Source organism: Rathayibacter sp. AY1D2, assembly GCF_002932695.1.
Lineage (GTDB): Bacteria > Actinomycetota > Actinomycetes > Actinomycetales > Microbacteriaceae > Rathayibacter.
The window spans coordinates 18,117-43,284 of sequence record NZ_PSVX01000003.1 but is presented as its reverse complement, the minus strand read 5'-3'; the positions used below and the strand labels follow the sequence as shown (position 1 = coordinate 43,284).

The window sequence follows — 25,168 nt, the reverse complement described above, 5'->3', positions numbered from 1 at the left end:
GTCGTCCCAGGATCAGGAGAGGATGTCGCGGGTGGTGAAGCGGCCGATCGCGAGGGACCCGAACACGGCGACGTAGGCGAGCTGGAGCAGCGCGTTCTCGCCGAAGGAGCTCCACGCGATCGGGTTGCGCAGGAGGTCGGCGAAGTCGAACCACCGGTCGGTCAGCAGGAACGGGTGGAGGGCGTCCAGCTGCGAGAGCGAGCCGACGATCTGCGCCGCGATGGAGACGACGACGGTGGCCGCCATGGCGCCGACCGGCACATCGGTCAGCGTCGAGATGAAGAGGCCGATCGCCGAGAGCCCGACCAGCGAGAGCGCCGCGTACACGGCGATCGCCAGGGCCCGGCCGATCGCGTCGCCGAGCGGGACGGTGCTGCCGGAGAGGAGCGTCACCGGTCCCGCCGGGAAGAGCGCCAGGCCGATCAGGATCCCGACCACCATGACGGTGAGTGCTGCGGCGAGGCAGAAGGCGAGGGAGGCGGCGAACTTCACCGCGAGCAGCCGCACGCGGCCGACGGGGCTGACCAGCAGGTAGCGCAGCGTCCCGAGCGAGGCCTCGCCCGCGATCGCGTCGCCGGCGACGACCCCGACCGTGAGCGGGAGGAACAGCGGGACGGCGACCGTGATGGCCGCGAAGCCGGTGAAGAGGCCGTTGCCGGCGATCGCGCCCACGAAGGAGGGCCCGCCTCCGTCGCCGCCCGAGAGCCGCACCGCGACGGCGAGCAGGATCGGGATGGCGGCCAGGGCCGCGAGCAGCGCCCAGGTGCGGCGCCGGCGGAAGAGCAGGGCGAGCTCGGAGGCGAGCAGGGACCCGATCCCCGCGCGGCGGACGGTCGCGTCAGCGCTCGACATCGAAGCCCTCCCCGGTCAGCTCGACGAAGCGCTCCTCGAGCGAGGGGCGGCGGACGGCGAACCCGCGGACGCGGACGTCGGCCCGCACGAGGTCGGCCACCAGCGTCTCGGCCGCGAGCCCGGGCGGCAGAGCGGCGACGACCAGCGGCGGATCGGCGGGGTGCGGGCCCGGCGCGGTGCGCGGCTCCAGACCCCGGGTGTGCAGAGCCACGATCGCGCGCTCGCGGTCGGGCGTCAGCAGCTCGACCGAGGCGGCGTCCCCGCGCAGCTCGTCGAGCCCGCCCTGGGCGACGAGGCGCCCGGTGCGCATGACGGCGGCGTGGGTGCAGAGCTGCTCGATCTCGGCGAGGAGGTGGCTGGAGACGAGGACGGTCGTGCCGTCCTGGTTCAGTCCGCGCACCAGAGCGCGGACCTCGCGGGTGCCCTGCGGGTCGAGGCCGTTCGTGGGCTCGTCCAGCACGATCAGGTCGCGCGGCGAGAGCAGGGCGACCGCGATGCCGAGCCGCTGCTTCATCCCCAGGGAGTAGGAGCCGACCTTCTTGCGCGCCGCGGCCGAGAGGCCGACGCGGGCGAGGGCCTCCTTCGCGCGGGTGTCGCGGGTGCGGGACGAGGTGCCCGCCTCCGCGGCGTCGAAGCGCCGGAGGTTGGCCGCTCCGGAGAGGAACGGGTAGAAGCCCGGCCCCTCGACCAGCGCCCCCACCCGGGGCAGGACCTCGGCCGCGCGCCGGGGCATCGCCTGCCCGAGGACGGTGATGCTGCCCACGGTCGGCGCGGCGAGGGCGAGCAGCATCCGGATCGTCGTTGTCTTGCCCGAGCCGTTCGGGCCGAGGAAGCCGAAGACGGCGCCGCGGGGAACGGCGAGGTCGAGACCGGAGACCGCCTCCTGGCGCCCGAAGCGCTTGGTGAGGCCCCGCGTCTCGACGGCGAGCTCGCCCGCCGTCACCGAGCGGAGGCCGCGTCGCGGAGCGCCTCGGCCGGGACCGCGCCGGCGAGGACGCGTCCGTCGTCGGTGACGAGGACGGTCAGCAGGGCGGAGGAGAGGATGCGGCCCCCGTCGACGGGAGTGGTGACCGCGTCGAGCGAGGAGAGCGCGTCGGCGTCACCGGCGGGCAGCTCGACGACGCTCGTCCAGCCGGAGCCCGTGGTGACGACGTCGGAGCGCTCGGCCGTGTCCGCGGCGGGCGCGTCGGAGGCGTCCGCCGCGTCGTCGACCGGAGCGGCCTGCTCCGTCACCTCGGCGCCGGCCGGGGGCGTGAAGGAGAAGAGGGACGCGTCGGGTGTCGAGAAGTCGATGCTCGTGTACGCGACGCTGAACGCGGGCGCGGTGCCCCCGCGGGCGGTCACGGCTACCCCGAGCGGGAGGCCCGTCTCGCCGTCGATCGAGACGGTCACGGAGCCCACGAGGGTGCCGCCGTCGCGGGGCGTGAGCACGAGCTCGTACGCATCGCGCCCGGCGACGCTGACGTCCGAGCCGACCGCGACCGTGGTCGTCGGGTCGATCGCGGCGAGCAGCTGCTCGGCGGCGGACGACGGCGTCACGACCTGATCGCCCGGCGAGGCCTCGGGCGCTCCGCCCGCGGGAGGCACGAGGTGGGTGGCGGTGTTCGCGCTCGAGTCGTAGATCCAGACTCCGTCGGTCGTCGAGGCGACGACGTCGCGCTCGGCCAGCCGGTCGAGCACCTGGAGGCGCGCGCCCTTCTCGGCGTCGACGTACACGCGCGCCTGGTGCGAGCCGGTGGCGAGCTCGACGAGGGAGTCGGCGGGGTCGGCGGACGCCGAGCCGGCGGAGCCGCCGAGCGCCGAGAGGTCGGGCAGGCCGAGGTCCGAGGTCTGCTGGATCTCGCCGGAGAACGCCGTGGCGTCGCTCTCGGCGACGAAGGCGAGGAGGTCGGCGGCGGACTTCTCGGGGAGGTCCCCCGCGGCGCTCGCCGAGAGGGGGAGGGCGACGGCCGCGGCGACGACGACCGCGGGGACGACGGCGACGGGCGTCCAGCGCTTCCAGTCAATGCTCATGCCGGGAACGCTACGCCTCGAACCTCCGCGGCGGGCCCGGAACGTCCCGGTCCACAGCCTTCCGGAAGGGGGTGCGGTCGGAGACCGCGGCCGGGATGATCAGGGCATGGACCTCCCGTTCGCGCTCCCCCTCGCCCCGATGCTCGCCAAGGCCGTTCCTGCGGTGCCGGAGCAGACCGCAGTCGAGGGCGGATACTCCTACGAGCCGAAGTGGGACGGGTTCCGCGCGATCGTCTCGGTCTCCGGCGGGGAGTGCGAGATCGGGAGCCGCGGCTCCAAGCCGCTGACCCGGTACTTCCCCGAGCTCGTCGAGGCCTTCCTCCGGCTGCTCCCCGACGGCTGCGTGCTCGACGGCGAGATCGTCCTGGCGACCGGCGAGCCGGGAGTGCAGCGGCTCGACTGGGACCTGCTCTCGCAGCGCATCCATCCGGCCGCGAGCCGCGTGAGGATGCTGGCGGAGACCACCCCGGCGATGCTCGTCGCCTTCGACCTGCTCGCCGTGGACGGGCGCAGCATGCTCGAGGAGCCGTACTCGGCGCGGCGGGAGGCGCTCGCCGCGGTGATGGCCGGCGTCCCGCATCCGCTGCACCTCGGCCGCGCCACCGACGACGAGGCCCTGGCGCGCGACTGGCTGGAGCGCTTCGAGGGCGCAGGACTGGACGGCGTCGTGGCGAAGCCCCTGGCCGCGCCCTACTCCCCCGGGAAGCGCGCCGTGCTCAAGGTCAAGCACCGCCGCACGGCCGACGTGATCGCGATCGGGTACCGCGAGCACGCCTCCAAGCCGGGCGTGGGCTCGATCCTGCTCGGCCTGCACGGCGACGACGGAGAGGTCCGCCAAATCGGCGGGGCCTCGGCCTTCAGCGACGAGCGTCGCGTGCAGCTGCTGGAGGAGCTCGCACCCGCGGTCGAGCGCGACGCGGGGGGAGCGCCGGTGCGCGGCGAGGGCGAGCGGAGCCGGTTCTCGAGCGGCCGCGACACCTCCTTCGTGCGCCTGCGTCCCGAGCTCGTGCTCGAGGTCCGCTACGACCAGCGCGAGGGCGACCGCTTCCGGCACACCGTGCAGTTCGAGCGCTGGCGCCCGGACCGCGACGCCGCCTCCTGCACCATGGAGCAGCTGGAGCAGCCGACCGCGTACGACCTCGGCGACGTCCTCGGCTAGGCCTTCTTCGCGCGGCTGGGCTGCACGCGGGGCGGCTCGCCCGGCATCTTGGGGAAGTCGGGCGGGAACGGCAGCTCGCCGAGGCCGGCGGCGACATCGCGCTCCCACCAGCCGAGCAGGGCGTCGAGGCGGCCGGGGGCGTCGTGCATCCGTGCCCACGGATCACCGCGCTCGGCGAGGCGCGCCGGGACCGTGCGGATCGTGAAGACCCGCGGGTCGACGCCGTCGAGCTCGTCCCAGTCCAGCGGAGTGGAGACGGGAGCGTGCGCGAGCGACCGCGGGCTGTAGGCACCGGCGATCGTCCGGTCGCGGTTGGCCTGGTTGAAGTCGACGAAGATCCGCTCGCCGCGCTCCTCCTTCCACCACGCCGTCGTGACCTGCTCGGGCATCCGCCGCTCCAGCTCGCGCGCCGCGGCGATCACCGCGTGGCGGACGTCGAGGAACTCGAGCTCGGCGACGATCGGCGCGAAGACGTGCAGGCCGCGGTTGCCGGACGTCTTCACGAACGGGTCGAGGCCGGCCTCCCGCAGGACCTCCCGCAGCGCGTGCGCGGCGACGACCGCGTCGGCGACGTCGGTGCCGGGCTGCGGGTCGAGGTCGATCCGGAGCTGGTCGGGCAGGTCGGGCGCATCGGCGCGGGACGCCCACGGGTGGAAGACGACGGTGTTCATCTGCGCCGCCCAGACGGCGGCCGCGGGCTCGTCGATCACGAGCTGCGGATGCACCCGCCCGCTCGGGTACGTCACCGGGACGGACCGGACGTACTCGGGCGCGCCCTTGGGCGGGTTCTTCGAGAAGAACTGCTCGCCCTCGATCCCGGAGGAGAAGCGCTGCAGCGAGACGGGGCGGCCGCCGTTCGCCGCGACGAACGGCTCGCCGACGGCGATCAGGTACTCCGCGACCTCGCGCTTGGTGATGCCCGGCTCCGGGAACAGCACGCGCTCGGGGCTCGAGATCCGCACCTCCCGGTCGCCGTGCGGTCCGGGGACGGTGAGGACGACGGCGTCGCTGCTGGGCATCTGCTGAGGCTAGCCCGCGGCGCCGCCCGGCGACAGGGGTCCGCCGGGGCGCCGCCGCAGCCGGATCGGGCCCTTCGCCCGCGAGGGGTCGACGACCTGTCCGCCCTGCACGATGTCGATCTCGCCCCGGTCGACCAGGCGGCGCGCGGCCCGGCGCACGGGCTCCATCAGCGGCCGCCACTCCTCGCCGCCGACCCGGCGCGCGACCTCGGACGGGCACGCCGTCGACGCCGCCGCTCGCGCGAGCAGGACGGTGCGGATCTCCTCCTCGAGGCGCGCCTCCTCCGGTCCGACTCCGCGACGGCGGCAGGCGTCCGAGCAGTAGCGGACGTCCTCCCAGTCGCGCGCCCACTTCGCGCGCCACTCGATCTCGCGACCGCAGGAGGCGCAGGTCTTGCTCTCGGGATGCGCGGTGGACGTGCGCTGACGGTGGGCCATGCCCTCGAGTCTGCGCGCAGACCGCGGCCGCAGCGACGGGTTGCGCTGAGGGCGAGCGACGGGTGCGCGGACGCCGGCGCCGACGACGCGCACCCGATCCGGCGTGATCGGGAACAGGGAGCGGCGGATCGGCGTTCCCCGAGGTGGCGGCGTCATACTCCGCAATGGGGCGGCCCTCCCCCGGCCGGTGCGCCAGTCTGGAGGAGCCGTGCTGCGGCGCGACGGCGGGCCACCACCCCGTGCCGCACCCTCGATCGATCAGGAGTCTCCGATGAGCCGCGAGAACCTCGCCACCACCCCGGACCGCGAGCCGGAGCACCGCGCCTTCGCCGGACTCTCCCCGGAGGACTTCAAGCTCGCGTTCCGCAACCACGCCGCCGGAGTCGCGCTGATCACTGCCGACCCGGGCACCGGCCCGGTCGCCCTGACCGCGACCTCCGTCTTCTCGGTGAGCGCCGAGCCGCCGCTGTTCGTCTTCTCGCTCTCGTCCGCCTCGTCCAGCTCTCCGGCCATCCAGGCGTCCGAGACGCTGGTCGTGCACCTGCTCGGGGCGGAGCAGCTCGACCTGGCGCGCCTGGGCTCGACCAGCGGCATCGACCGCTTCGCCGACACGTCGCTCTGGTCGCGGCTGCCCACGGGCGAGCCGTTCTTCCCGGGCGCCGCCGCCTGGATCCGCGGCACGGTGATCAACCGCATGGAGGCGGGATCGTCCACGATCGTCGCCGTGCACGCCCTCGAGGCCCACGTGCCCGAGGACTCCGAGACCACGGCGCCGCTCGTCTACCACAACCGCACCTGGCACCACCTCGGCGAGCACTCCCGCCTCAGCTGAGCTCCGCGGGCGCTCCGGAGCAGGCGGTTCAGGCCTCCGGGCCGGTCGCCACCGTCCGGCCCGGCGTGCTCGACCACTGCGACCAGGAGCCCGGGTAGAGCGCCGGCGCGAAGCCCGCGAGCGTGAGCGCGACGACGTCGACCGCGGCCGAGACGCCGCTGCCGCAGTACACGCCGACGGGGGCGTCCTCCCGCACGCCGAGCGCCTCGAATCCGGCGCGCAGGTCGGAGGCGGGCCGGAACCGCCCCGCGGAGTCGAGCGCCGCGGACGCGGGAGCGTTCCGAGCGCCGGGGATGTGGCCCGCCCGCGGGTCGATCGGCTCGACCTCGCCGCGGTACCGCTCAGGGGCGCGGGCGTCGAGCAGGACGCCCGCCGAGGGCAGCGCCGCCGCCTCGTCGATGTCCAGCACCGGGAGCCGACCGTAGGCCAGCTCGACGTCGCCCCGCTCGCGCGGGACGTCGCCCGTCTCGAGCTCCCGCCCCGAGCGGATCCAGCCGGCGAGCGACCCGTCGAGCAGGCGGACGTCCTCCACTCCCGTCGCCCGCAGCAGCCACCAGGCCCGCGCGGCCGGGACGCTACGCGCGTCGTCGTACACGACGACGGACCGGCCCCCGCGGAGCCCCCAGCCGCGCGCCGCCTCCTGCAGCACCTCGATCGGAGGCAGCGGGTGGCGCCCCTCCTCCGGCTCGCCGTGGGCGGCCAGCTCGTGATCGAGGTCGACGTGCACCGCGCCGGGCAGGTGGCCCGCGAGGTACTCCGGGCGGCCGTCGGGCCGGTCGAGGCGCCAGCGCACGTCGAGGACGAGCGGCGGCTCGGTGGAGGCCATGAGCTCGGCGAGCTCGTCAGGGGTGACCAGCAGGCTCTCGCGGCTGGAGGGGGTCGTCGGGGTCATGGCGTCCTTCCGATCCGCGTCGTCGGCGGAGTCCTGCCCCAGCATGCCGGGTCGCCCGGCGGCGCGGGAGCGGCCGGTGCACCGACCGGCCCCGACCGCCACAGAGGAGGAAAGGAGAGACTCGGAACTCCCGCCCTCTCGATGGGCACGGGTCAGTTCCGGCGGGGTGCGCCTGGAAGATCCTGACAGGGGACGCCGTCCCCGTCCCCATCCAGGTTGCCGGCGTTGGCGTAGGTCTGGAACCAGGCGTTCGCTTCTGCCCAGTTCGAGAATGACCGGCACGTCCTGATCGGCCCATTCGGTCGCGGACCCGGCGCCGGCGCCGCGGCCTGCGTGCTCGCCCAGAGTGCGCGGCCCTGCGGCGAGTAGATCACCAGGTTGCCGTCGTTCTGCATGACCATCCAGGAGCCCGGGCTGCCCGCCGTGCCGGACTGCCAGCGCGCTCCGCCGGAGCCCGCGTAGACCACGGCGTTGCCGTCGGACTGCATCTCGAGCCGGTTGCCGCCTCCGGACGTGCCGGCCGCCCAGCGGGCCGAGCCGCGCGAGTAGACGACGAGGTTGCCGTCGCCCTGCATGACCGCCTCGCTCCCTCCGTCGGAGGAGCGCAGCATCTGTCCGGACGCGAGCCGGCTCCCGGAGGAGAGGGTGTCCCGGACGGCGGGCGCGGGCGGCGCCGGAGGAGTGTCGCTCGCCCACAGCGCGCGGCCCGAGGCGGAGTAGACGACCAGGTTGCCGTCGTTCTGCATCTGCAGGCGGGATCCCGGGTTGCCCGCCGTACCCGAGGCCCACAGGGGTCGGCCCGAGGCGGAGGTGACCACGGCGTTGCCGTCGGACTGCATCGAGAGCGTCTCGCCCTCGCCCTGGGTGCCGGCGCCCCAGCGGACGTCCCCCCGCGAGTAGACCGCGAGATTGCCGTCGCCCTGCAGGGAGGCGCGCGACCGGCCGTCCGGCGAGGTGAGCTGCTGTCCGCGGCTGAGCCGCGAGCCGGAGGAGAGGACGTCGCGGATCTCAGGCGCGCGCGAGGTCGAGCTCGCCCAGAGCGGCCGTCCGGAGGCGGCGGTGATCACCAGGTTGCCGTCGTTCTGCATCCGCATCCGCGCGCCCGGGTTCCCGGGCGTTCCCGCCTGCCAGCGCACGCCGGACCCGGGGGCCGAGACCACCGCGTTCCCGTCGGTCTGCATCGCGAGGCGGTTGCCCGCTCCGGAGGTGGCGGAGCTCCAGCGCGGCGATCCGTCCACGGAGACGACAAGATTGCCGTCGCTCTGCATCGCGGCGCGCGAGCGGCCGTCGGAGGCGGTCAGCTGCTGTCCCGGAGAGAGCTCGCGCCCGCTGTCGAGGACGTCGGCGATCGGCTCCGGCTCGGGCTCCTGCTCGTCGGCCGAGGACCAGGCCGCGTCCCCGTTCGGGCGGACGAGCACGAGCTGCCCGTCGTCCTGGATGAGGGCGAGCGCGCCGGTCTCTCCCGCGGTCCCGGACGCCCAGACGGGCGTGCCGGAGCCGGTCACGACGACGAGGTTGCCGTCCTCCTGCATCCGCACCGTGGTCGCTCCGGAGCCCTGGGTCCTGGTGCTCCAAACGGGGCGGCGCCCGGCGTCGTAGATCACGGCGTTGCCGTCCGCCTGCATCTCGAAGCTCGCGGAGTCTCCGTTCGAGAAGATGCGCTCCCCCGCGTCGAGCGAGTCGCCGCCGAGGAGGGCGTACGTGTAGGTCTGCGATCCGCGCGCCTCTGCGGGCGGAGTCTCCCCCGGGACGAAGGCGGTCGGAGTCTCGGCGACGGTCTGCGTCGCGAGGGCGGACGGCGCCAGAGCGGCGGAACCGCCCGCGGCGAGCAGGCAGGCGAGGGCCATCGCCGCGAGGCGATGAGGAGGTCGTGGCACGGAGAGCCCTTTCGGAGGCGGCGGCGGCGGAAGCCGGGGTCGAGCGGAGCCTGGCACGCGCTCGCCACGGCCGTCCATCGGGGCCGCGCGGAACTACTCAGCCGGAGCGGGCGATCCGCGCCGGCTGCGCGGGCGCCGCCTCCGGACCACGGAGCCTCCGGCCGGCTCGCGCGCCCCGGTCGGGGTTGTCGGCGATCGACGCGGATCGACGGAGGACGTGCTCCCACGGCCGGAGCGCACCCCGCGCGGGCGCCCCGGGAGGCGGCTCGGACCTCCCGCGGCACGGAGGAGGTCCCCGTTCCTCCTAAAATCGGAGGCATGTCGAAAGTGTTGAGCAGTCTGCCCGTGGGCGAGCGTGTCGGAATCGCATTCTCGGGAGGCCTCGACACATCCGTCGCCGTCGCCTGGATGCGCGAGAAGGGCGCGGTGCCCTGCACGTACACGGCCGACATCGGCCAGTACGACGAGCCCGACATCGAGAGCGTCCCGTCCCGCGCGGCCCAGTACGGCGCCGAGATCTCGCGCCTCGTCGACGCGAAGAGCGCGCTGGTCGAGGAGGGGCTCGTCGCCCTGCAGTGCGGCGCCTTCCACATCCGCTCCGGCGGCAAGACCTACTTCAACACCACCCCCCTCGGCCGCGCCGTGACCGGCACCCTCCTCGTCCGCGCCATGCGCGAGGACGGCGTCGACATCTGGGGCGACGGCTCGACCTACAAGGGCAACGACATCGAGCGGTTCTACCGCTACGGCCTGCTCGCCAACCCCCGCCTGCGCATCTACAAGCCCTGGCTCGACGTGCAGTTCGTCAACGAGCTCGGCGGCCGCACCGAGATGTCGGAGTGGCTGGTCGCCCGCGGCTTCCCCTACCGCGACGCCACCGAGAAGGCCTACTCGACCGACGCCAACATCTGGGGCGCCACCCACGAGGCCAAGCGCCTCGAGGAGCTCTCCAGCGGCCTCGAGCTCGTCGAGCCGATCATGGGGGTCGCGTCGTGGCGCGACGAGGTCGAGATCGCCTCCGAGGTCGTCTCGGTGCGCTTCGAGGCCGGCCGTCCCGTCGCGCTGAACGGCGTCGAGTTCTCGGACGCCGTCGCGCTCGTGCTCGAGGCGAACGCGATCGGCGGACGCCACGGGCTCGGCGTCTCGGACCAGATCGAGAACCGGATCATCGAGGCCAAGAGCCGCGGCATCTACGAGGCCCCCGGCATGGCGCTGCTGCACATCGCCTACGAGCGCCTGCTGAACGCGATCCACAACGAGGACACCGTCGCCCAGTACCACTCGGAGGGCCGCCGTCTCGGCCGCCTGATGTACGAGGGCCGCTGGCTCGACCCGCAGTCGCTGATGCTGCGCGAGTCCATCCAGCGCTGGGTCGGCTCGGCCGTCTCCGGGGAGGTCACCCTGCGACTGCGCCGCGGCGACGACTACACGATCCTCGACACGACCGGCCCCGCGCTGAGCTACCACCCCGACAAGCTCTCGATGGAGCGGGTCGGCGACGCCGCCTTCGGCCCCGAGGACCGCATCGGGCAGCTCACGATGCGCAACCTCGACATCGCCGACTCCCGCTCGCGGCTCGAGCAGTACGCGGCCGCCGGCCTCGTCGGCGGTCCGACCGCCGAGCTCGTCGGCGAGCTCGAGATCGGCGAGGCCGACGCGATCACCGAGGGCGGCGGGTCCGCAGCGGCCGATGCGCTCGGACGCGCCACCGACCTGGCCTCGGAGGGTGCGGCGTTCGACGCCGGCACCGACTGACCCCGCCCGTCCGACGCCCCCGCGCGCATCCGTCCCACCGGGACGCGAGGCGCACGGGGGCGTCGTGCTGTGCGGGCCGACCCGGCGCGCCGGGTGCGAGGGCGGGCCCGGCGCGAGAGCGGTGCTCCGGCGTTCGTCGCGACGGCCGTCAGGGCGCGGAGGATCGGACGAGCGCGAGCGCGGCGTCCACGGTGGCGAGCGACTGCGCCGGATCGACGCGGGCCAGCACGAGCGCGGCCACCAGGAGCGACACGAGGACGTCCGCCTGAGCCGACGCCCACGCCTGCGCGTGGGGCCAGCGGGCCAGCGCTCCGGCGCGCAGTGCGCCCAGCAGCTCGGCCCGGTAGTCGGCGATCACCTCGCGCACGGCGTCGTCGCGCGCGATCGGCGCGCCCGCGGCGTTGAGCAGCAGGCAGCCGCTCCTCGCGGAGAGCGTGCGGGAGTCGGCGAGCGCCGCCCGCAGCCCGGTGAAGTACTCCTCGAGCGCCGTCGGCGACGCCCCTCGCGGATCGACGAGCGGGGCGAGCCGGGGCCGCACCACCTCGTCGAGGTAGCTCTGCACGGCAGCGTCGAAGAGCCCGCGCTTGCTGCCGAAGGCGTGGTAGAGGCTGGAGCGGCGCAGTCCTGTCGCGGACTCCAGGTCCGGGAGCGACGCCTCCTCGAAGCCGCTCTCCCAGAAGACGGCGCGGGCGGCGCGGACGACCTGCTCGGTGTCGAAGCCCTGCGTGCGACCCACGGTGCTCCTCCTGAGGGGTGACAGCTGCGGCGCCGCACTGGCGCGGACCGCTCGCTCCAGTATATTGTGGACTGGTCGTTACACAATCGGTGCGGAGCCCTCCGCATCACGACCATCGCCTGGAGGCCCGCCGTGATCGTTCTCGGACTGGTGCTCGCCGCTCTCGCCGCGGCGCTGCACGTCTACATCTTCGTGCTCGAGTCGGTCCTCTGGACGACCTCGCGCGCCCGATCGACGTTCGGCACGACCGCCGGCGAGGCGGAGGCGACGAAGGAAATGGCCTACAACCAGGGCTTCTACAACCTCTTCCTCGCCGTCGTCACCGTGGCGGGCATCGTCGCCGTCGCGATCGGCGCCACCGCCGTCGGCGCGGCCCTCGTGTTCGTCGGCGCCGGATCGATGGTCGCCGCAGCACTCGTCCTGCTCCTCTCCGCTCCGACCAAGCGCCGCGCCGCGCTGACCCAGATGACCCCGGGTCTGCTCGCGGTGATCGCTCTCGCCGTCGGCCTCTCACTCTGATCCCCTCCGCTCCACCACCACGAAAGGTCCTATGAGCACCGTCACCAGCACCCAGATCCAGCTCGTCCGCCGCCCCGACGGCTGGCCCGTCGCCGAGGACTTCCGGACCGCGACCGTCGAGTACGGCGATCCGGCCGCGGGCGAGATCCGCGTCGAGAACGCCTTCCTCTCGGTCGACCCCTACATGCGCGGCCGCATGAACGACGTGAAGAGCTACACCCCGCCCTTCGCCCTCGGCGAGACCATGACCGGCGGTGCCGTCGGCCGGGTGACCGTCTCCGACGACCCCGCGTTCCCCGTCGGCAGCGCGGTCCTGCACCAGCTCGGCTGGCGCGACGTCGTGCAGGCCGAGTCGTCGCAGTTCCGCGTCGTCCCCGAGATCCCCGGAGTGCCGCTCTCGCTCCGCCTCGGCATCCTCGGGATGACCGGACTCACCGCGTACGTCGGGCTCACCGCCATCGCGGGCATGAAGGAGGGCGACACCGTCTTCGTCTCGGGCGCCGCAGGAGCCGTCGGCTCGGCCGCCGGTCAGATCGCGCGCCTCCTCGGAGCCGAGCGGGTCGTCGGATCCGCGGGCTCGGCCGAGAAGGTCGCCCTGCTCACCGAGAAGTACGGCTACGACGCCGCCTTCGACTACCACTCCGGCCCGGTCCGCGAGCAGCTGGCCGAGGCCGCGCCCGACGGGATCGACGTGTACTTCGACAACGTCGGCGGCGACCACCTCGAAGCGGCCCTCGACGCCTTCCGCGACGGCGGCCGCGCGGCGCTCTGCGGAGCGATCGCCGGCTACAACAGCACCGAGAAGACGCCCGGCCCCGACAACATGGCGAACATCATCACCCGCGGTCTCACGCTGCGCGGATTCACGCTGTCCGGCTACCTCGACCACGCGCCGGAATTCAACCGGCTGATGGCCGGCTGGTTCGCCGACGGAGAGATCGCCTACGACGAGACCGTCGTCGACGGCATCGACCACGCCGTGGACGCGTTCCTCTCGATGATGCGCGGCGGCAACACCGGGAAGATGGTCGTCCGCGTCTAGCGCCGACCCCGGTGCGGCGGGCGCGAGGAGGGGCACCTCCGGACGCCCGCCGCATCGGTCCTCCGCCTCCCTGTCCGGGATCTCCGAGCATGCTCGCCGATCCGCGGGGCCGTCCGGTCCGGACGGTGGCAGACTGCGGACATGAGCACGTTCTCGCACCGGACCGGCGCCTCCGCGCTGGCAGCAGCAGCACTCGTCCTCGTCCTCTCCGGCTGCGCGGGCAGCGGCGGAGCCCCGTCCGCGCGGACGCCGCTCCCGACGCCGACCAGGACCGCGACCGCTTCGCCGACTCCCGCTCCGACGCCGGCTCCCACCGTGACCGTGACGGTCACGGCGACCCCCGAGCCCTCGTCGACCGGTTCTCCCGCCGCGGATCCGGCGGCGGCGCGCTGCACGGGCTCCGACCTGACGATGGAGTACCGCCCCGACCCCGACGCGTCGGGTGCCGGGAACAGCGCCTTCGACCTCGTGCTCACCAGCACCTCCTCCTCGGACTGCGCTCTCGCGGGCATCCCCGGCGTCTACGCGACCGACGCCGACGGGAACCGGATCAGCGCGGTCGCCGACGCGTCCGGCCCGAACCCCGATGCTCCCGTGATCCTCGTCCCCGGCGCCCGGGCGGACGTCCGGGTAGCCTGGCACTCCCCCGGCGCCTACGGCTGCGCGGTCGGGACCTCCGCGTTCCTCGTCGCCGAGGTCCTCGATGCTCCGGACGGCGCGGTCCGCGCCCCCGCCGAGCTCCAGGTGTGCACCGACGGCACCGTGATGATGGACGCGTCCGCCTACACACTGCTCTGAGCCCTCGACGAGCGCGCACGCCTCCCGCGCGGCCCGCTCACCGGGCGCGACCCCTTGACCGGGCGCGGCGCAGCCGGGACCCTCGCACTACACGTCCCCACCCCACCCCGGAGGTCACCATGAAGGTCGGCTCACTCGTTCTCCGTCTCGCCGTCGGCGGGCTCTTCGTCGGACACGGTCTGCAGAAGCTGCGGGGCTCGTTCGACGGCCCCGGCCTCGACGGCACCGAGCAGATGATGTCGAGCCTGGAGATGCACCCGGCCCGGCGCAACGCCGTCGCCGCAGCGGTGACCGAGACGGCCGGAGGCGCCGCTCTCGCTCTCGGCGCCGCGACTCCGCTCGCCGCCGCCGGACTCGTCGCCACGATGGTCACCGCCGTGCGCAAGGTGCACTGGAGCAACGGCCTGTGGAACGCGGGCGGCGGGTGGGAGTACAACGCCGTCCTCGTCGCGGCGACGGCCGCGATCGTCGCGGACGGCCCCGGCGCGCTCTCGTTCGACGCCCTGTTCGGCAAGCGCAAGTGGGGAGCCGGCTGGGCGCTGTTCGCCCTGATCGGCGGAGCGGCTGCGTCGACCGCCCTGATCGAGGCCGGGCGACGCGCCGCGCCGGTCGGAGCGGGCACCTCCGGCTCCGACGACGGCGGGTCGGACGACGACGGCGCCGACTCGACCGCCTCGTAGCCCCGCTCCGCCGCACTGTGCGGGCGCGGTAGCGTCGGAGGCGTGACCGAGACACGCGCCTCCGACTCCGACCGCCCCGAGACCGACGCGCTCGCCCTCTGGCTCGCGGCGGTCGAGCGCCTCGACGCTCAGGACGACCCGGACGGCGTCGTCGAGCGGATGCGCGTCCTTGCAGCCCGCTACCCGGGACACGACGGAGTCGCCGCTTTCGAGCTGGGCGGCGCCCTCGACAGCGCGGGACACGAGGCGGAGGCGGCGGTCGAGTACGAGCGCGCCCTCGCAGCCGGCCTGGATGACGAGCGGCGGGCGCGGTTGACGATCCAGTACGCCTCGACACTCCGGAACCTCGGCCGCACCGATGAGGCGATCGACCTCCTCGCCGGCGCCGCCGCGCACCCCGCGGTGGGCTCCGCGCGGGAGGTGTTCCTCGCGCTCGCCCTGCACAGCGCCGGGCGCGTCGACGAGGCCCTGCGGATCGCGCTGGAGGCGCTGGCTCCGGGGCTCCCCCGGTACCAGCGCTCCGTCCGCGCCTACGCCGCCGCCCTCACCGACTCCGAGCAGTAGCGCGGGCGGCTCCTCCACACGGAGGCTCGGCGCGGCGAGCGCCGAGGCCTCCGGGGCGACGGCGCCGACTCAGTCCTCGAGCAGGATCGCGTCGATCTGCCCCATCGCCTGGCGGAGTCCCTCCTCCATGCCCATCTGGACCATCTGCTCGAGCTGCTCGACCGACTCGAAACGGCTGCTGAGGACCATCCGCGTGCGCCCCGGCTCGATCTCGTCGAGGGTGACCGTGGCCCGGGTGATCCCCAGCGCGTCGACCGGGTCGCCGCGCTCGTCGGCGAAGCCGTCCTCGAACTCGAACCGCGTCGGCTCCTCCACCCGGGTCACGCGCCACCAGCCGCGCGCCTGCTCGCCGTCCGGTCCCGTCATGACGTAGGCGCTCCGTCCGCCCTCGACCGGCTCGTGCCGCTCGAAGGTCGCCGGCCAGGTCGGCGGCCCCCACCAGCGCTCGAGGCGGCGCGGATCCGTCCAGAGGAGCCAGACGCGCTCGATCCCCGCGTCGAACTCGGCGGTCACGGTCAGGGTCAGTTCCTCGATGTCCTTCACGGACTGCAGCACGCTCATCGCGCCTCTCCCTCCAGCAGATCCCGCGCGCCGGTCGGCTCGCGGGTGTCACTCCTCGTCGAGGAGGTCCGACATGCGGTCGATCCTCCCCGCCCACAGCTGCTCGTAGGCGTCGAGCAGGCGCGACGCCCGCCGCACTGCGGCGACCTCACCCTGCACCAGCTGCTCCCGCCCGCTCCTCCGCTTGCGGACGAGTGCCGCCCGCTCGAGGACGGCCACGTGCTTCTGCACCGCCGCGAACGACATCTCGTAGCGCGCCGCGAGTGCGGAGACGGACTGCTCGCCGACCAGCACCCGGGCGACGATGTCGCGGCGGGTGCTGTCGGCCAGCGCCCGGAAGAGCAGGTCGATGTCGGCGTCCGTTCGTACAACCATGTGGTTGCACATTAGGGCCGTCCCCTCCCCCGCGCAAGAGCATCCGTCTCCGGGACGAGCGCACCGGCCGGCGCCCGACCTCAGGCGCTCGCGGCGTCGAGCGCCTCGGCAGCGGCCGCGAGCACCCAGTCCGGCAGGGGGCGGGCCGCGAACAGCGAGGCGTAGAGCCGGGCCATCGAGTCGTCGGGGTCGAGCCGCAGCGCCTCGTCGAGGTGGAGCCCGGCGAGGCTCGAGACACCCCTCGCCCACCAGCACCACGCGAGAACGGTGAGCACGGAGGAGCGCGCCTCCTCCGGCGCCAGCGCGGCGGCGCGGGCGAGGAGCCCGGTCGCCCGCGCCAGACGGCCGCGCTCCGGAGCACGCCCGCTGCCGAGCAGCAGGGCCGACAGCTCGAGGTCGTGGTCGTCGTCCGTTCCGGCGCGGGCGTCGCCCACCGCGCCGGGCGGCACTCCCACTCCTGCCTGCGGGCTCCGCGCGATCTGCACGGTCACCCGGTCGCGGAGGGGCGGCGACTGCAGGGTCCGCACGATCAGTCCTTCGCGGCGGACGTCCCGCGGTCCACTGAGCCAGCGCTCGACGAGCCGTTCCGTGTCGCCGACCAGGGGCGGCCGGCGGAGCACCTCCGCGACGAGCGCGCGATCCTCCTCGGCGACCGGCGGCAGCACGGAGAGCGCGTCCATGTCCAGTGGCTCGTCGGCCACCGCTCGGGCGAGGACGCCGGTCTCGCTCCGCTCGATCTCGAGGAGCGGACGTGGCCTGCGGCACTCCTCGGCGTCCGTGTAGCGCCCCCATCCGTCGGCGGCGATGCAGGCCACGGCGATGATGTCCAGGCGCGTGCGCTCCAGGCGCCGGAGCACCGCGTGGCCGAGGTCGAGATGCGGGATCCCCCGCTCCTCGGCGTAGCCCGCACGGGTGCAGACCACCACCAGCACACCGGTGGCCCGCGGCATCGTCTCCATCATGGCCGCGCAGCCGCCCGCCAGCGCCTCCGCCTCCATCCCGCGCAGCGTCTCCGGGAGCGGGATCCGGAAGCCTCCCCCGGCGCGCGTGCCGAGGAACGGCACCACCACGACGGACTCCTCCGGTCGGATGCCGATGATGGAGGGGACGGCCGCCAGGAGGTCCTGGATCGCGCTCGCCCGCAGGACTTCGGGATCGCGGCGGCGGGACGGAGGAGCAGGGGTTCGCTGTGTGGATGTCATGTCCGACACCCTGCTCGCGTCGCCGGCGGCGCGAGATCCCGCCGGCCCGGACCGGGGAGAACCGGAGCGGATCGGCGCCTGTGGAGGAGCGCTCGGGGCCGGCGGCTCAGCCGGCCGCGGGAGCCCGCAGCACCTTCGCCATCGGCCGTCCCTTCGCGATCTCGTCGATCAGCTTGTCGAGGTACCGGATGCGCTGCATCAGCGGATCCTCGATCGTCTCGACCCGCACGCCGCAGATCACCCCCGTGATCGCCGAGGCCTGCGGAGGCAGGCGCGCCGCCGCGAAGAACTCCTCGAAGGTCGTCCTGCTCTCGAGGTGCCGGGCCAGCTCCTCGTCCGAGAAGCCTGTGAGCCAGCGGACCGCCTCGTCGACCTCCTCCCTCGTCCGGCCCTTGCGCTCCGCCTTCGCCACGTAGAGGGGGTGCACGTCGGCGAACGCCACAGAGAAGATCCTGCTCATGGCCGGGAAGCGTACTCGCGCGACGCCGGGCGCGGCAGAGGGGCCCGCCCCGCTATCCTCCCCAATGGCCCTCGCGCCTCCATACCGCAGCCCACAGAGAGAACCACCGTGAGCCTCCTCCGCACCAAGTCCGTCGAGCAGTCGATCGCCGACACCGATGAGCCCGAGTACAAGCTCAAGAAGTCGCTGACCGCGCTCGATCTCACGGTCTTCGGCGTCGGAGTCGTCATCGGCGCCGGCATCTTCACCCTCACCGGCCGCGCCGCCCACGACATCGCCGGACCGGCGATCGTCCTGAGCTTCGTCGTCGCCGCCTTCGCCTGCGCCCTCGCGGCCATGTGCTACGCCGAGTTCGCCTCCACGGTCCCGGTGTCGGGCTCCGCCTACACCTTCTCCTACGCCTCCCTCGGCGAGCTCTTCGCCTGGATCATCGGCTGGGACCTGATCCTCGAGCTGTTCCTCGGAGCGAGCGTGGTCGCGCAGGGGTGGAGCGCGTACCTCGGGTCGCTGCTGCAGCAGCTGGGAGTGACTCTCCCGCCGGCGCTCACCTACGGCGGCGTGGTCGACGTGCCGGCGATCCTGCTCGTCCTCGTGCTCGGCGCGCTGATGACCTTCGGGATCAAGGAATCGCTGCGCGTCAACCTGGTGCTCGTCGCGATCAAGCTGTTCATCGTCCTGTTCGTCATCATCGCGGGCCTGCAGTTCGTCAACACAGCCAACTACACGCCGTTCGTCCCCGCCGCCGAGCCCTCGCAGTCCGCGTCCGGTCTGACCCAGCCGCTGCTCCAGTTCCTCTCGGGCATCGAGCCGGCCACGTTCGGGGTCGGCGGCATCATCGCCGGCGCCTCCCTGGTGTTCTTCGCCTACATCGGGTTCGACGTCGTCGCGACGACCGCGGAGGAGACCCGCCGCCCCCAGCGCGACCTGCCCATCGGCATCATCGCGTCGCTGATCATCTGCACGGTCCTGTACTGCGCCGTCGCCCTCGTCGTGACCGGCATGGTCCCCTACCGCGAGCTCGACCCGTCGGCCGCGCTCGCCAACGCGTTCGCCTACCACGGGCAGACCTGGATGGCGACGGTCATCTCGGCCGGCGCCGTCGCCGGTCTGACCACCGTCGTGCTGACGCTGCTGATCGGAGCGACGCGCATCATCTTCGCGATGGCGCGCGACGGACTCCTCCCCCGGCGCCTGGCCACCGTCCACCCGCGCCTGCGCACGCCGTGGTTCACCTCCGTGGTCGTGACCATCGTCGTCGCGCTGCTCGCCGGGCTCACTCCGATCGGCGTGCTCGAGGAGATGGTCAACATCGGCACGCTCTCGGCGTTCGTGCTGGTCTCGGTCGGCGTCGTGGTGCTGCGCCGCAAGCGGCCCGACCTGAAGCGCGGCTTCCGGGTCCCGCTGAACCCGTGGCTCCCGCTCCTCTCCGCCCTGATCTGCACCTACCTGATGCTCAACCTCTCGATCGAGACCTGGCTGCGCTTCCTGATCTGGCTGGCCGTGGGCTTCGCGATCTACTTCGCCTACTCGCGCAGCCACGCGAAGATCGGCACGAAGCCCTAGGGGGCCAGGCCCACCTTCGGCCTGGCCCAGGAGCGTCCGCGCGTGTCCTTGAGGATGTCGTACTCCACCTCGACGTGCGGCTCGATCGCGCTGTACTTGTCGTTCGGGGCGCCGATCACGAGCTGGAAGCCGAGACCGCGCCACGCACCGATCGCCCGCTTGGTGAAGTGGGCGTCGGCCTTGATCAGCGCCTCGTCCATGAAGACCGGGGCGTACCGGGGGCGGTCGGCTCCCGCGTCGCCGAGCTGGTAGCGCAGCGCCGCTCCGACGATGAAGGCGATCAGCTCCTGCGACTCCCCGCCGGACTTCTCGCCGATGTGGTCGTACAGCGCCACGTGCGCTCGGGTGACGGCGTCCACGCGCTCGGCGCTGACCCGGACGTGGTTGCGGACGTCGACGAGGTCGCCGAAGTCGGGCGCGGTGCGCCGCAGCCGCTGGATGAGCCGGGACATCCGCCGGTAGACCTGCTCGCGCTCCTCCTCCGCGGACACGGCCTGGATCTGCGCGCGCACCTCGCGGAGCTCGCGGCGGAAGCGACGGCGCACCTCCGACTGGTTCTCGCGCGTCGTGATCTGCAGGCGGTGGCCGTCGTCGTAGAACGGCAGATCCTGCATGATCACGTTGATCGGCTCGATCCGCTCGCGGATCTCTCGCAGCGAGCGGCCGAGCGTGGAGTCGAAGCTCGTGAGGTCGTTGCCGGAGAGCGTGAGCAGGCTGTCGCGCCACTCGGCCTCGAGCCGGTGCAGGCCGCTGGTCTCGAGGGCGTCGAGCAGCCGCTCGAAGTCGCCCGCGGACGCCTCGGGGTCCGCGAGCAGGTTGGGGTTCGGCCAGCGGTCGAGGAAGCCGGCCATGATCCGGCCGGCGCTCTCGCGCTGCTGCTCGTGCGCCTCGGCCGCGGAGCGGCGGTCCTCCGCCAGTCGCTGCGCTGCCGTGGCGAGCGCTGCGTCGAAGCGGACCAGGACGTCCGAGGCGCTGCCGGACGCCGCGGCCTCGGTCAGCGTGAACCGGGCGTCCAGGAAGGCGCGCTGGTCGTCGTCGAGCTCGCGTCCTGCGCGCTCCGCCGCATCGAGAACCGCCTGGCTCGCGTCGACGTCGTCGACCACGACGGCCCACTCCGCCTCGATCCGCTCGCGCTCCACACCGGCGCGGGCGATCTCCTGGCGGAGGCGCTCGAGGCGGCCGCGCAGCCCGTCGATCTGCTCCTGCAGCCCGGCGAGCTCGGGGTTCGCCTCCGCAGCCTCGGCGCCGACCGCCTCCCAGCGCTCCTGCTCGGCGAGCAGCGACTCGACGTCGACCGTCTCCCAGCTCACCAGCGCGAGGCGGGCGTGACGCGTCATCCGGTCGTCGAGTGCATCGAGGGATTCCTCCGCCGCCGACGCCGCCGAGACCGCCGCCGCGCTGCGGGCCCGGGCCGCCTCGACCAGGGCGTTCAGCTCGCGGAGTCGACGGGAGTTGGAGAAGCCGAGGACGTTCGCGGCGCCGTGGCCGCCGTGCGCACCGCGCTGCCCCTGCGAGAGCTGACCGGTGAGGGTCAGGGCGAGCCGGTGGCGTCCGAGCTCCGCAGCGCTGTCGACGCACACGTAGCCGAAGCGGTCCTCGAGCCGGTCCTGCAGCCAGCCGGTGAAGGCGGTGGCGCGGTAGTCGAGGCGCCCGGGGAGCGTCTGCGGGTCGAGGCCCCGCACCTCCTCGAGCCCGGTCTCCACGCCCTCGTAGCGGAGCCGGACCGGGAGCCGGAGGGAGTCGATGGCGCGGCGGAAGCGGTCGAGGTGGGCGGAGTCGATCATCAGCGTCGTCGCGAAGCCGCCGAGGGCGAGCGTGAACGCCTCGCGCCAGGGCTCGAACTCGGCACGCACCTCGACCAGCTCGCCGACGAAGGGCAGGTCGTCGGCGGTGAGGCCGGCTGCCTCCGCGATCCGCTCCCGCGCCTCGTGCAGAGGCCGGGGGATGCTGTCCCGACGGTCCGAGGCCGAGCGCTGCTCCGCCTCGAGCTCGGCGAGCTCGCGCGCCGCGGCCTTCCGCTCGGCGACCGCGTCCGACCAGGCCGCACGGGTGCTGCGCTTGGCGTCGGCCGCGCTCGCCGCCCGGGCGAGCACCGCCTCGAACCGCTCGCGGGTGGTCTCCGGCTCGCCGAGAGCGTGCAGGTCCTCCTCGAGCCGGGCGCGGTTCTCGCGCGCCGCGCCCAGCCGCCGCTCCACCTCGCGGAGCTCGCGCTGGGCCGTCTCGAGGCGGTCGCCGCCGGAGGCCCGCAGCACCTCGGCGAGCCCGTCCCGCTCCGACTCCGCCGCCTCGGCGAGGGCTCGCTTCTCGCGGAGCACGGCGTCGACGGCGCGGGTGCGCTCGCGCAGCTCGGCCTCGACGTCGCGCAGCAGGCCGAGGCGCTGCTCAGCGCGCCACAGAGCCGCCGGCGACACCGGGGCATCGAACTCCCCGAGTGCGTCGATGAGGCGCACGCGCTCCGCGGACGCGGCGATGCGCAGGCGCAGGCCCCGCAACGGCTCGAGTGCCGCGACCTGCTGGCGCGCGGTGAGCATCCGCTGCCGGGTGCTCTCGAGCTCGTCGAAGTGGGCGACGACCGCGTCGGCGGAGGCCAGGGTCTCGGGCTCCTCGAGCACGAGCCGCTTGTAGAGGTCGTCGACGGTCGTGATCTGCTGACCGGCCTGGATGCGGGCGAGCAGGCTCATCGCCTTCGATCCGGCTCCCGCCGCTCCGATGCCGAGCACCGCGTGCAGACGCGCCGAGAACTCGCGATCGGTGCCGAGCGGATCCAGGCCCGCCGCGCGCAGCGACGCGTCGGAGAAGCGGTGCGCCGCCGCCCGGTCGAGCGCGGCGACGTCGACCGGGCCCTCGGCGCTCGCGCGGATCCGCACGGTCTCCTCGAGCACCCGGGAGCCGGCCGGGACGTACCAGGCGCGGACCGCGCTGAAGCGCGAGCCGTCGTGGTCGACCCAGGTCATCGCGACGGCGGTCCAGGTGTCGACTCCGTCGCCGCGCAGGACGCGCATGGTCGTGCCCTCGTCCGTGCGCGACTCGTCGAGCTTGCCGCGCGCGTAGGAGAGGATGTTGCGCTGGTCCTCGCCGCGCGGACGGCCCGTCACTCCGCCGTTCGAGGCGCCGTTGAACGGCGTGGTGTGCGGCATCATCAGGGCGATGTAGGCGTCCATCAGCGTGGACTTGCCGGAGCCGGAGCCGCCGCAGAGCAGTGTGGCCCCCGGCGAGAAGCGGACCCGGTGCGCGCCGTCGTAGCCGCCCCAGTTGACCAGCTGCAGGTCCTCGGCGAGCCACTGCTGACCGCGGGAGGCGGCGGGGATCAGGCCGAAGAGGGTGTCGAGCATCGTCATCGGGGGTCGTCCTCCGGGTCGGGGGTGTCGTCGTCGGTCGGCTCGTCGTCCAGCGGCTCGTCGTCCGCGACATCGGCTCCGGGCAGGACGCCGTCCGTGGGCGGGTCCGCGTCCTCGTCGAGGCCGTCGCCCTCGAGCGCGTCGTCGTCCGCCTGCTCCGCGTCGTCCGAGCCGGGCTCCTCGGCGAGCGCCGCGTCTGCGACCACCGAGGAAGCGGCCTCGCCCGCCCGCCCGCGCAGCCAGTCGCTCAGCTCCCGCAGCTTCGGCGCGCTCAGCACGATCTCCACGATCGGGCTGATCCGGTACCGCCCTGCGGACTCCTCGTCGACGATGCCGTCGCGGCCGAGCCGCTCCAGCGCCTTGCGGACCATGCGCTGCCGGCGGGCGGTGTCGCGCTCGGCGTCGGCGAAGTAGCTGAGCACCGTCTGCTCGACCTCCTCGACGTCCACGCGCGCCGACGCCTCGCCGGCCGCCGACTCCCGCTGATGGACCGTGCGCAGGTGCACCAGCACCAGCGTCTCGGCGCGGGTGTAGGGGAGGTCGCGCAGCAGCACCGGCATCTCCACCTCGTCGGAGCGCACCTGCTGCTTGTAGGCGACCCCGCGCTCGTGGTCGACGACGAGCCGCACGAACAGGTCGTTCAGCCGCGACTCGATCAGCTGCCGGTGCTCCTGGAGCACGGCCCACTGCTCGCGGTGGCGGTCGGCGAGGAGGAAGCGGCGCTGCAGCACGTGCACGAGCACCCGGCGCACCTCGGTGTCGAGGACGCCGCGGTCGCCGGGGAAGAGCTCGTCGGGGTCCTCCTCCATCGACACGGGCGCGATGAACGGATCGGCGGCGGGCCCGTCGGTCGCCAGGGTGTCACTCATCGTCGGTCTCCTCCTCGGTGCGGGCGGTCACGGATCCGAAGGCGAAGCGGCGCACGGTCCCGTCGGGTCGGCGCGTGCTCACGACGGAGTAGCCCTCGCGGTCGACGAGGCCCGTCCGGTGCGCGATCTCGAGCAGCCCGAGCAGGTCGACGGGCCGTCGCGTGTCCTCCGGAGCCGCGCTGAACGCGTCCGCCAGATCGAACTCGTCGCCGAGCTCCGCCACGTAGGCCTCCAGCTCCGCGTAGCGGGGACCGCCCCAGGCCCGGCTGTCGTCGCCGACGAACTCGGCGTCGCCGTCGTCTCCGGCCAGGGGCGCCGGCCCGCCGGCCGGGCGCACGTCTCCCAGGGTCTGGCGCAGGTGGCCGATCCCGGCGACGGGCAGGTGCCGCAGCGGCGTGACCGGCGCGTCCGGCGAGATCCCGCCCGTCCACTCCTGGAGCCCCGCCATCACGTCGCGCAGCAGCTCGTCCACCTGGCGGTCGCGAGCGGGGTCGTGGGTGCGGACCTGGCCCGTGATGACGTGGGACGCGCGACGCTGCGCGGTCAGGACCTCCTGCACGCCCAGCTCCACCCGGCGGCCGATCGCGGCCAGCTCCCCGCGCTGGGCCGGGTCCATCAGGCGGGAGAACGGCTGCACGAGCACCGTGTGGAGCTGGTCGGCGAGCGCGTCGATCCGCTCGGGGTCGCCCAGGAGGCGGAGGGCTCCGGCGAACGCACGGCCCTCGCTGGTCGCCTGCATCACGTGCTGCCCGCGCTCGAGGTACTCCCGCAGCACCTCGCCGGTCGGGCGGACGTCGCGGCGCAGATCCGCGACCACGTCGCGCTGCATCGCCTTGATCGACTCCGCCACCCGCGCGAAGTCGGCCGGCAGCTCGCGGGCGAGGTGCACCACGTTCTCGGCCTCCTCCAGGAGCTGCTCGTCGTCGGCCGGCTCGAGACCGGCGCCCTCCTCGAGGGCGGCGATCTCGACGTCCAGGCGCGCCCGCTCCTCGCGGAGCCGCGAGAGCCGGGCCTCCGGGTCGGGCTCGACGTCCGCGGCCAGTCGCTCGACCGCCTCCAGCAGGGTGCGCACCCGCGAGTTCGAGACGCGCGTGCGGCCACCTCCGGTGCGCCCGGTGATCTCGAGGGCGCTCACGGCGTGGGCGCTCAGCCGGTAGACCTCGGCCTCGCCCTCGATCTGCGGCACGAGCCAGCCGACGCGGACCCAGTAGCGGCACACCTCGCGCGCCGTGCCGCTCGGCAGAGCGCGCTCGCCCTCGTCGTACCCGGCCGAGCGCAGCTCCTCGAGCAGCTCCCCCACCTCGGCGTGCGCGTCGGCGACCGCCACGGCCTGCCGGTCGACGGTGAACACGAGCGACAGGGCGGCGACGACGAACGGCGCGTAGCGGCCGTGGAGGAGATCGAGGGTCGGCGTCCGGAAGGCGCCGAGGGAGCGCAGGTAGGCGGCCTCGGCGCGGGAGTTCGACATCGCCCTCAAGGATAGGCGGCGGGCCGCCATCGCGCGGACGGGGCGCCAGGGGCCCTCCCGCTCGCGGACCCGACCTCCTCGGCCCGGCTCGATCGTCCGAGCGGCAGGCGGCAGCCGCTCCTCGCCGTTCCGCCGGGGTCGCGATCGCATCGACGC

At 74.0% G+C, this 25,168-nt stretch carries 24 protein-coding genes; 9 read left to right on the top strand and 15 right to left on the bottom strand.

The genetic code is table 11. The annotated features are described in order from the left end of the window. Window positions 1-12: 12 nt before the first annotated feature. Genes C5D04_RS01305 through C5D04_RS01295 form a run of 3 tightly spaced genes read right to left on the bottom strand, consistent with a single transcriptional unit; the run spans window position 13 to window position 2,865 of the window. On the bottom strand, window positions 13-852 hold the full coding sequence (locus C5D04_RS01305; RefSeq protein ID WP_104233366.1) for an ABC transporter permease: 840 nt from the start codon (window positions 850-852) through the stop codon (window positions 13-15). After that, a complete protein-coding gene (locus tag C5D04_RS01300; protein ID WP_104288289.1) occupies window positions 839-1,795 on the bottom strand; it encodes an ABC transporter ATP-binding protein in 957 nt (318 codons plus the stop codon). Before C5D04_RS01300 ends, C5D04_RS01305 begins: the two co-directional genes overlap by 14 nt. After that, window positions 1,792-2,865 carry a DUF2092 domain-containing protein gene (locus C5D04_RS01295; RefSeq protein WP_104222550.1) on the bottom strand — a complete coding sequence of 358 codons (1,074 nt, stop codon included), beginning with the start codon at window positions 2,863-2,865 and terminating at the stop codon, window positions 1,792-1,794. Before C5D04_RS01295 ends, C5D04_RS01300 begins: the two co-directional genes overlap by 4 nt. A gap of 106 nt (window positions 2,866-2,971) precedes the next feature. On the opposite strand from C5D04_RS01295, the gene C5D04_RS01290 reads away from it, so the two are divergent. Next, entirely contained in the window at window positions 2,972-4,024 is a 1,053-nt protein-coding gene (locus tag C5D04_RS01290; RefSeq protein WP_104347086.1) for an ATP-dependent DNA ligase, read from the top strand. Here the strand turns inward: C5D04_RS01290 and ligD are convergent. Beyond that, window positions 4,021-5,043 carry a non-homologous end-joining DNA ligase gene (gene ligD / locus C5D04_RS01285; protein ID WP_181137655.1) on the bottom strand — a complete coding sequence of 341 codons (1,023 nt, stop codon included), beginning with the start codon at window positions 5,041-5,043 and terminating at the stop codon, window positions 4,021-4,023. The two genes, C5D04_RS01290 and ligD, sit on opposite strands and share 4 nt — an antisense overlap. 9 nt (window positions 5,044-5,052) lie before the next feature. Next, a complete protein-coding gene (locus tag C5D04_RS01280) occupies window positions 5,053-5,481 on the bottom strand; it encodes a DUF2256 and DUF3253 domain-containing protein (RefSeq protein WP_104295628.1) in 429 nt (142 codons plus the stop codon). 271 nt (window positions 5,482-5,752) lie between these two features. Between C5D04_RS01280 and C5D04_RS01275 the strand changes: the two genes are divergently transcribed. Then, window positions 5,753-6,313 (top strand): flavin reductase family protein, encoded by a 561-nt coding sequence (locus C5D04_RS01275; protein ID WP_104222547.1) that lies wholly within the window; start codon window positions 5,753-5,755, stop codon window positions 6,311-6,313. A gap of 28 nt (window positions 6,314-6,341) precedes the next feature. Here the strand turns inward: C5D04_RS01275 and C5D04_RS01270 are convergent, their stop codons facing one another. After that, a complete protein-coding gene (locus C5D04_RS01270) occupies window positions 6,342-7,205 on the bottom strand; it encodes a sulfurtransferase (RefSeq protein WP_104292478.1) in 864 nt (287 codons plus the stop codon). Window positions 7,206-7,357: 152 nt separating this feature from the next. Next, window positions 7,358-9,052, bottom strand: a complete 1,695-nt coding sequence (locus C5D04_RS01265; protein ID WP_181137654.1) for a hypothetical protein — start codon at window positions 9,050-9,052, stop codon at window positions 7,358-7,360. A gap of 348 nt (window positions 9,053-9,400) precedes the next feature. Here C5D04_RS01265 and argG point away from each other — a divergent pair, with 348 nt between their 5' ends. Continuing rightward, window positions 9,401-10,837, top strand: coding sequence for an argininosuccinate synthase (argG, locus tag C5D04_RS01260; RefSeq protein ID WP_104222545.1), 1,437 nt, complete (start codon window positions 9,401-9,403; stop codon window positions 10,835-10,837). A gap of 148 nt (window positions 10,838-10,985) precedes the next feature. Here the strand turns inward: argG and C5D04_RS01255 are convergent, their stop codons facing one another. Next, window positions 10,986-11,573 carry a TetR/AcrR family transcriptional regulator gene (locus C5D04_RS01255; protein WP_104267416.1) on the bottom strand — a complete coding sequence of 196 codons (588 nt, stop codon included), beginning with the start codon at window positions 11,571-11,573 and terminating at the stop codon, window positions 10,986-10,988. 132 nt (window positions 11,574-11,705) lie between these two features. Here C5D04_RS01255 and C5D04_RS01250 point away from each other — a divergent pair, with 132 nt between their 5' ends. The 5 genes from C5D04_RS01250 to C5D04_RS01230 all read left to right on the top strand — a co-directional run bounded on the left by C5D04_RS01250 (window position 11,706) and on the right by C5D04_RS01230 (window position 15,176). Further along, window positions 11,706-12,092 carry a DUF1304 domain-containing protein gene (locus tag C5D04_RS01250; protein ID WP_104267417.1) on the top strand — a complete coding sequence of 129 codons (387 nt, stop codon included), beginning with the start codon at window positions 11,706-11,708 and terminating at the stop codon, window positions 12,090-12,092. Between the two features lie 31 nt (window positions 12,093-12,123). Next, window positions 12,124-13,134: an NADP-dependent oxidoreductase gene (locus C5D04_RS01245; RefSeq protein ID WP_104222542.1), complete on the top strand. Its 1,011-nt coding sequence runs from the start codon at window positions 12,124-12,126 to the stop codon at window positions 13,132-13,134. Between the two features lie 141 nt (window positions 13,135-13,275). After that, window positions 13,276-13,932: a DUF4232 domain-containing protein gene (locus C5D04_RS01240; protein ID WP_104347084.1), complete on the top strand. Its 657-nt coding sequence runs from the start codon at window positions 13,276-13,278 to the stop codon at window positions 13,930-13,932. A gap of 119 nt (window positions 13,933-14,051) precedes the next feature. Beyond that, the gene (locus C5D04_RS01235) at window positions 14,052-14,612 is read left to right on the top strand and encodes a DoxX family protein (protein ID WP_104238585.1); all 561 of its coding nucleotides are present in this window, start codon (window positions 14,052-14,054) and stop codon (window positions 14,610-14,612) included. Window positions 14,613-14,654: 42 nt separating this feature from the next. Then, window positions 14,655-15,176 (top strand): tetratricopeptide repeat protein, encoded by a 522-nt coding sequence (locus C5D04_RS01230; protein WP_258068809.1) that lies wholly within the window; start codon window positions 14,655-14,657, stop codon window positions 15,174-15,176. A 69-nt stretch (window positions 15,177-15,245) separates the two neighbouring features. Here the strand turns inward: C5D04_RS01230 and C5D04_RS01225 are convergent, their stop codons facing one another. The 4 genes from C5D04_RS01225 to C5D04_RS01210 form a co-directional block, all read right to left on the bottom strand. Next, complete coding sequence (locus tag C5D04_RS01225) at window positions 15,246-15,737, bottom strand: SRPBCC domain-containing protein (protein WP_104222538.1); 492 nt, start codon at window positions 15,735-15,737, stop codon at window positions 15,246-15,248. Between the two features lie 48 nt (window positions 15,738-15,785). Next, window positions 15,786-16,112, bottom strand: a complete 327-nt coding sequence (locus C5D04_RS01220; protein ID WP_104233406.1) for a helix-turn-helix domain-containing protein — start codon at window positions 16,110-16,112, stop codon at window positions 15,786-15,788. Between the two features lie 80 nt (window positions 16,113-16,192). After that, window positions 16,193-17,314, bottom strand: a complete 1,122-nt coding sequence (locus C5D04_RS01215; protein WP_104292440.1) for a DUF4192 family protein — start codon at window positions 17,312-17,314, stop codon at window positions 16,193-16,195. Window positions 17,315-17,420: 106 nt separating this feature from the next. After that, the gene (locus C5D04_RS01210; RefSeq protein WP_104225408.1) at window positions 17,421-17,774 is read right to left on the bottom strand and encodes a DUF2200 domain-containing protein; all 354 of its coding nucleotides are present in this window, start codon (window positions 17,772-17,774) and stop codon (window positions 17,421-17,423) included. Between the two features lie 108 nt (window positions 17,775-17,882). Between C5D04_RS01210 and C5D04_RS01205 the strand changes: the two genes are divergently transcribed. Next, window positions 17,883-19,337 (top strand): amino acid permease, encoded by a 1,455-nt coding sequence (locus C5D04_RS01205; protein ID WP_104292439.1) that lies wholly within the window; start codon window positions 17,883-17,885, stop codon window positions 19,335-19,337. Here the strand turns inward: C5D04_RS01205 and C5D04_RS01200 are convergent. The 3 genes from C5D04_RS01200 to C5D04_RS01190 are packed head-to-tail and all read right to left on the bottom strand — an operon-like array spanning window position 19,334 to window position 25,012. After that, window positions 19,334-22,675 (bottom strand): ATP-binding protein, encoded by a 3,342-nt coding sequence (locus C5D04_RS01200; RefSeq protein WP_104292438.1) that lies wholly within the window; start codon window positions 22,673-22,675, stop codon window positions 19,334-19,336. The two genes, C5D04_RS01205 and C5D04_RS01200, sit on opposite strands and share 4 nt — an antisense overlap. After that, window positions 22,672-23,544 (bottom strand): DUF4194 domain-containing protein, encoded by an 873-nt coding sequence (locus tag C5D04_RS01195; protein WP_104292437.1) that lies wholly within the window; start codon window positions 23,542-23,544, stop codon window positions 22,672-22,674. Before C5D04_RS01195 ends, C5D04_RS01200 begins: the two co-directional genes overlap by 4 nt. Further along, entirely contained in the window at window positions 23,537-25,012 is a 1,476-nt protein-coding gene (locus tag C5D04_RS01190; RefSeq protein ID WP_104250726.1) for a DUF3375 domain-containing protein, read from the bottom strand. Before C5D04_RS01190 ends, C5D04_RS01195 begins: the two co-directional genes overlap by 8 nt. Window positions 25,013-25,168: the final 156 nt, after the last annotated feature.

Excerpts from the sequence above, each read along its gene's own strand:
- C5D04_RS01305 (WP_104233366.1), bottom strand. The coding sequence starts at position 852 with ATGTCGAGCGCTGACGCGACCGTCCGCCGCGCGGGGATCGGGTCCCTG.
- C5D04_RS01195 (WP_104292437.1), bottom strand. The coding sequence starts at position 23,544 with ATGAGTGACACCCTGGCGACCGACGGGCCCGCCGCCGATCCGTTCATC.
- C5D04_RS01245 (WP_104222542.1), top strand. The coding sequence starts at position 12,124 with ATGAGCACCGTCACCAGCACCCAGATCCAGCTCGTCCGCCGCCCCGAC.
- C5D04_RS01275 (WP_104222547.1), top strand. The coding sequence starts at position 5,753 with ATGAGCCGCGAGAACCTCGCCACCACCCCGGACCGCGAGCCGGAGCAC.
- C5D04_RS01220 (WP_104233406.1), bottom strand. The coding sequence starts at position 16,112 with ATGGTTGTACGAACGGACGCCGACATCGACCTGCTCTTCCGGGCGCTG.
- C5D04_RS01235 (WP_104238585.1), top strand. The coding sequence starts at position 14,052 with ATGAAGGTCGGCTCACTCGTTCTCCGTCTCGCCGTCGGCGGGCTCTTC.
- C5D04_RS01225 (WP_104222538.1), bottom strand. The coding sequence starts at position 15,737 with ATGAGCGTGCTGCAGTCCGTGAAGGACATCGAGGAACTGACCCTGACC.
- C5D04_RS01290 (WP_104347086.1), top strand. The coding sequence starts at position 2,972 with ATGGACCTCCCGTTCGCGCTCCCCCTCGCCCCGATGCTCGCCAAGGCC.
- C5D04_RS01190 (WP_104250726.1), bottom strand. The coding sequence starts at position 25,012 with ATGTCGAACTCCCGCGCCGAGGCCGCCTACCTGCGCTCCCTCGGCGCC.
- C5D04_RS01265 (WP_181137654.1), bottom strand. The coding sequence starts at position 9,052 with ATGGCCCTCGCCTGCCTGCTCGCCGCGGGCGGTTCCGCCGCTCTGGCG.
- C5D04_RS01210 (WP_104225408.1), bottom strand. The coding sequence starts at position 17,774 with ATGAGCAGGATCTTCTCTGTGGCGTTCGCCGACGTGCACCCCCTCTAC.
- C5D04_RS01240 (WP_104347084.1), top strand. The coding sequence starts at position 13,276 with ATGAGCACGTTCTCGCACCGGACCGGCGCCTCCGCGCTGGCAGCAGCA.
- C5D04_RS01295 (WP_104222550.1), bottom strand. The coding sequence starts at position 2,865 with ATGAGCATTGACTGGAAGCGCTGGACGCCCGTCGCCGTCGTCCCCGCG.
- argG (WP_104222545.1), top strand. The coding sequence starts at position 9,401 with ATGTCGAAAGTGTTGAGCAGTCTGCCCGTGGGCGAGCGTGTCGGAATC.
- C5D04_RS01280 (WP_104295628.1), bottom strand. The coding sequence starts at position 5,481 with ATGGCCCACCGTCAGCGCACGTCCACCGCGCATCCCGAGAGCAAGACC.
- ligD (WP_181137655.1), bottom strand. The coding sequence starts at position 5,043 with ATGCCCAGCAGCGACGCCGTCGTCCTCACCGTCCCCGGACCGCACGGC.
- C5D04_RS01200 (WP_104292438.1), bottom strand. The coding sequence starts at position 22,675 with ATGACGATGCTCGACACCCTCTTCGGCCTGATCCCCGCCGCCTCCCGC.
- C5D04_RS01270 (WP_104292478.1), bottom strand. The coding sequence starts at position 7,205 with ATGACCCCGACGACCCCCTCCAGCCGCGAGAGCCTGCTGGTCACCCCT.
- C5D04_RS01215 (WP_104292440.1), bottom strand. The coding sequence starts at position 17,314 with ATGACATCCACACAGCGAACCCCTGCTCCTCCGTCCCGCCGCCGCGAT.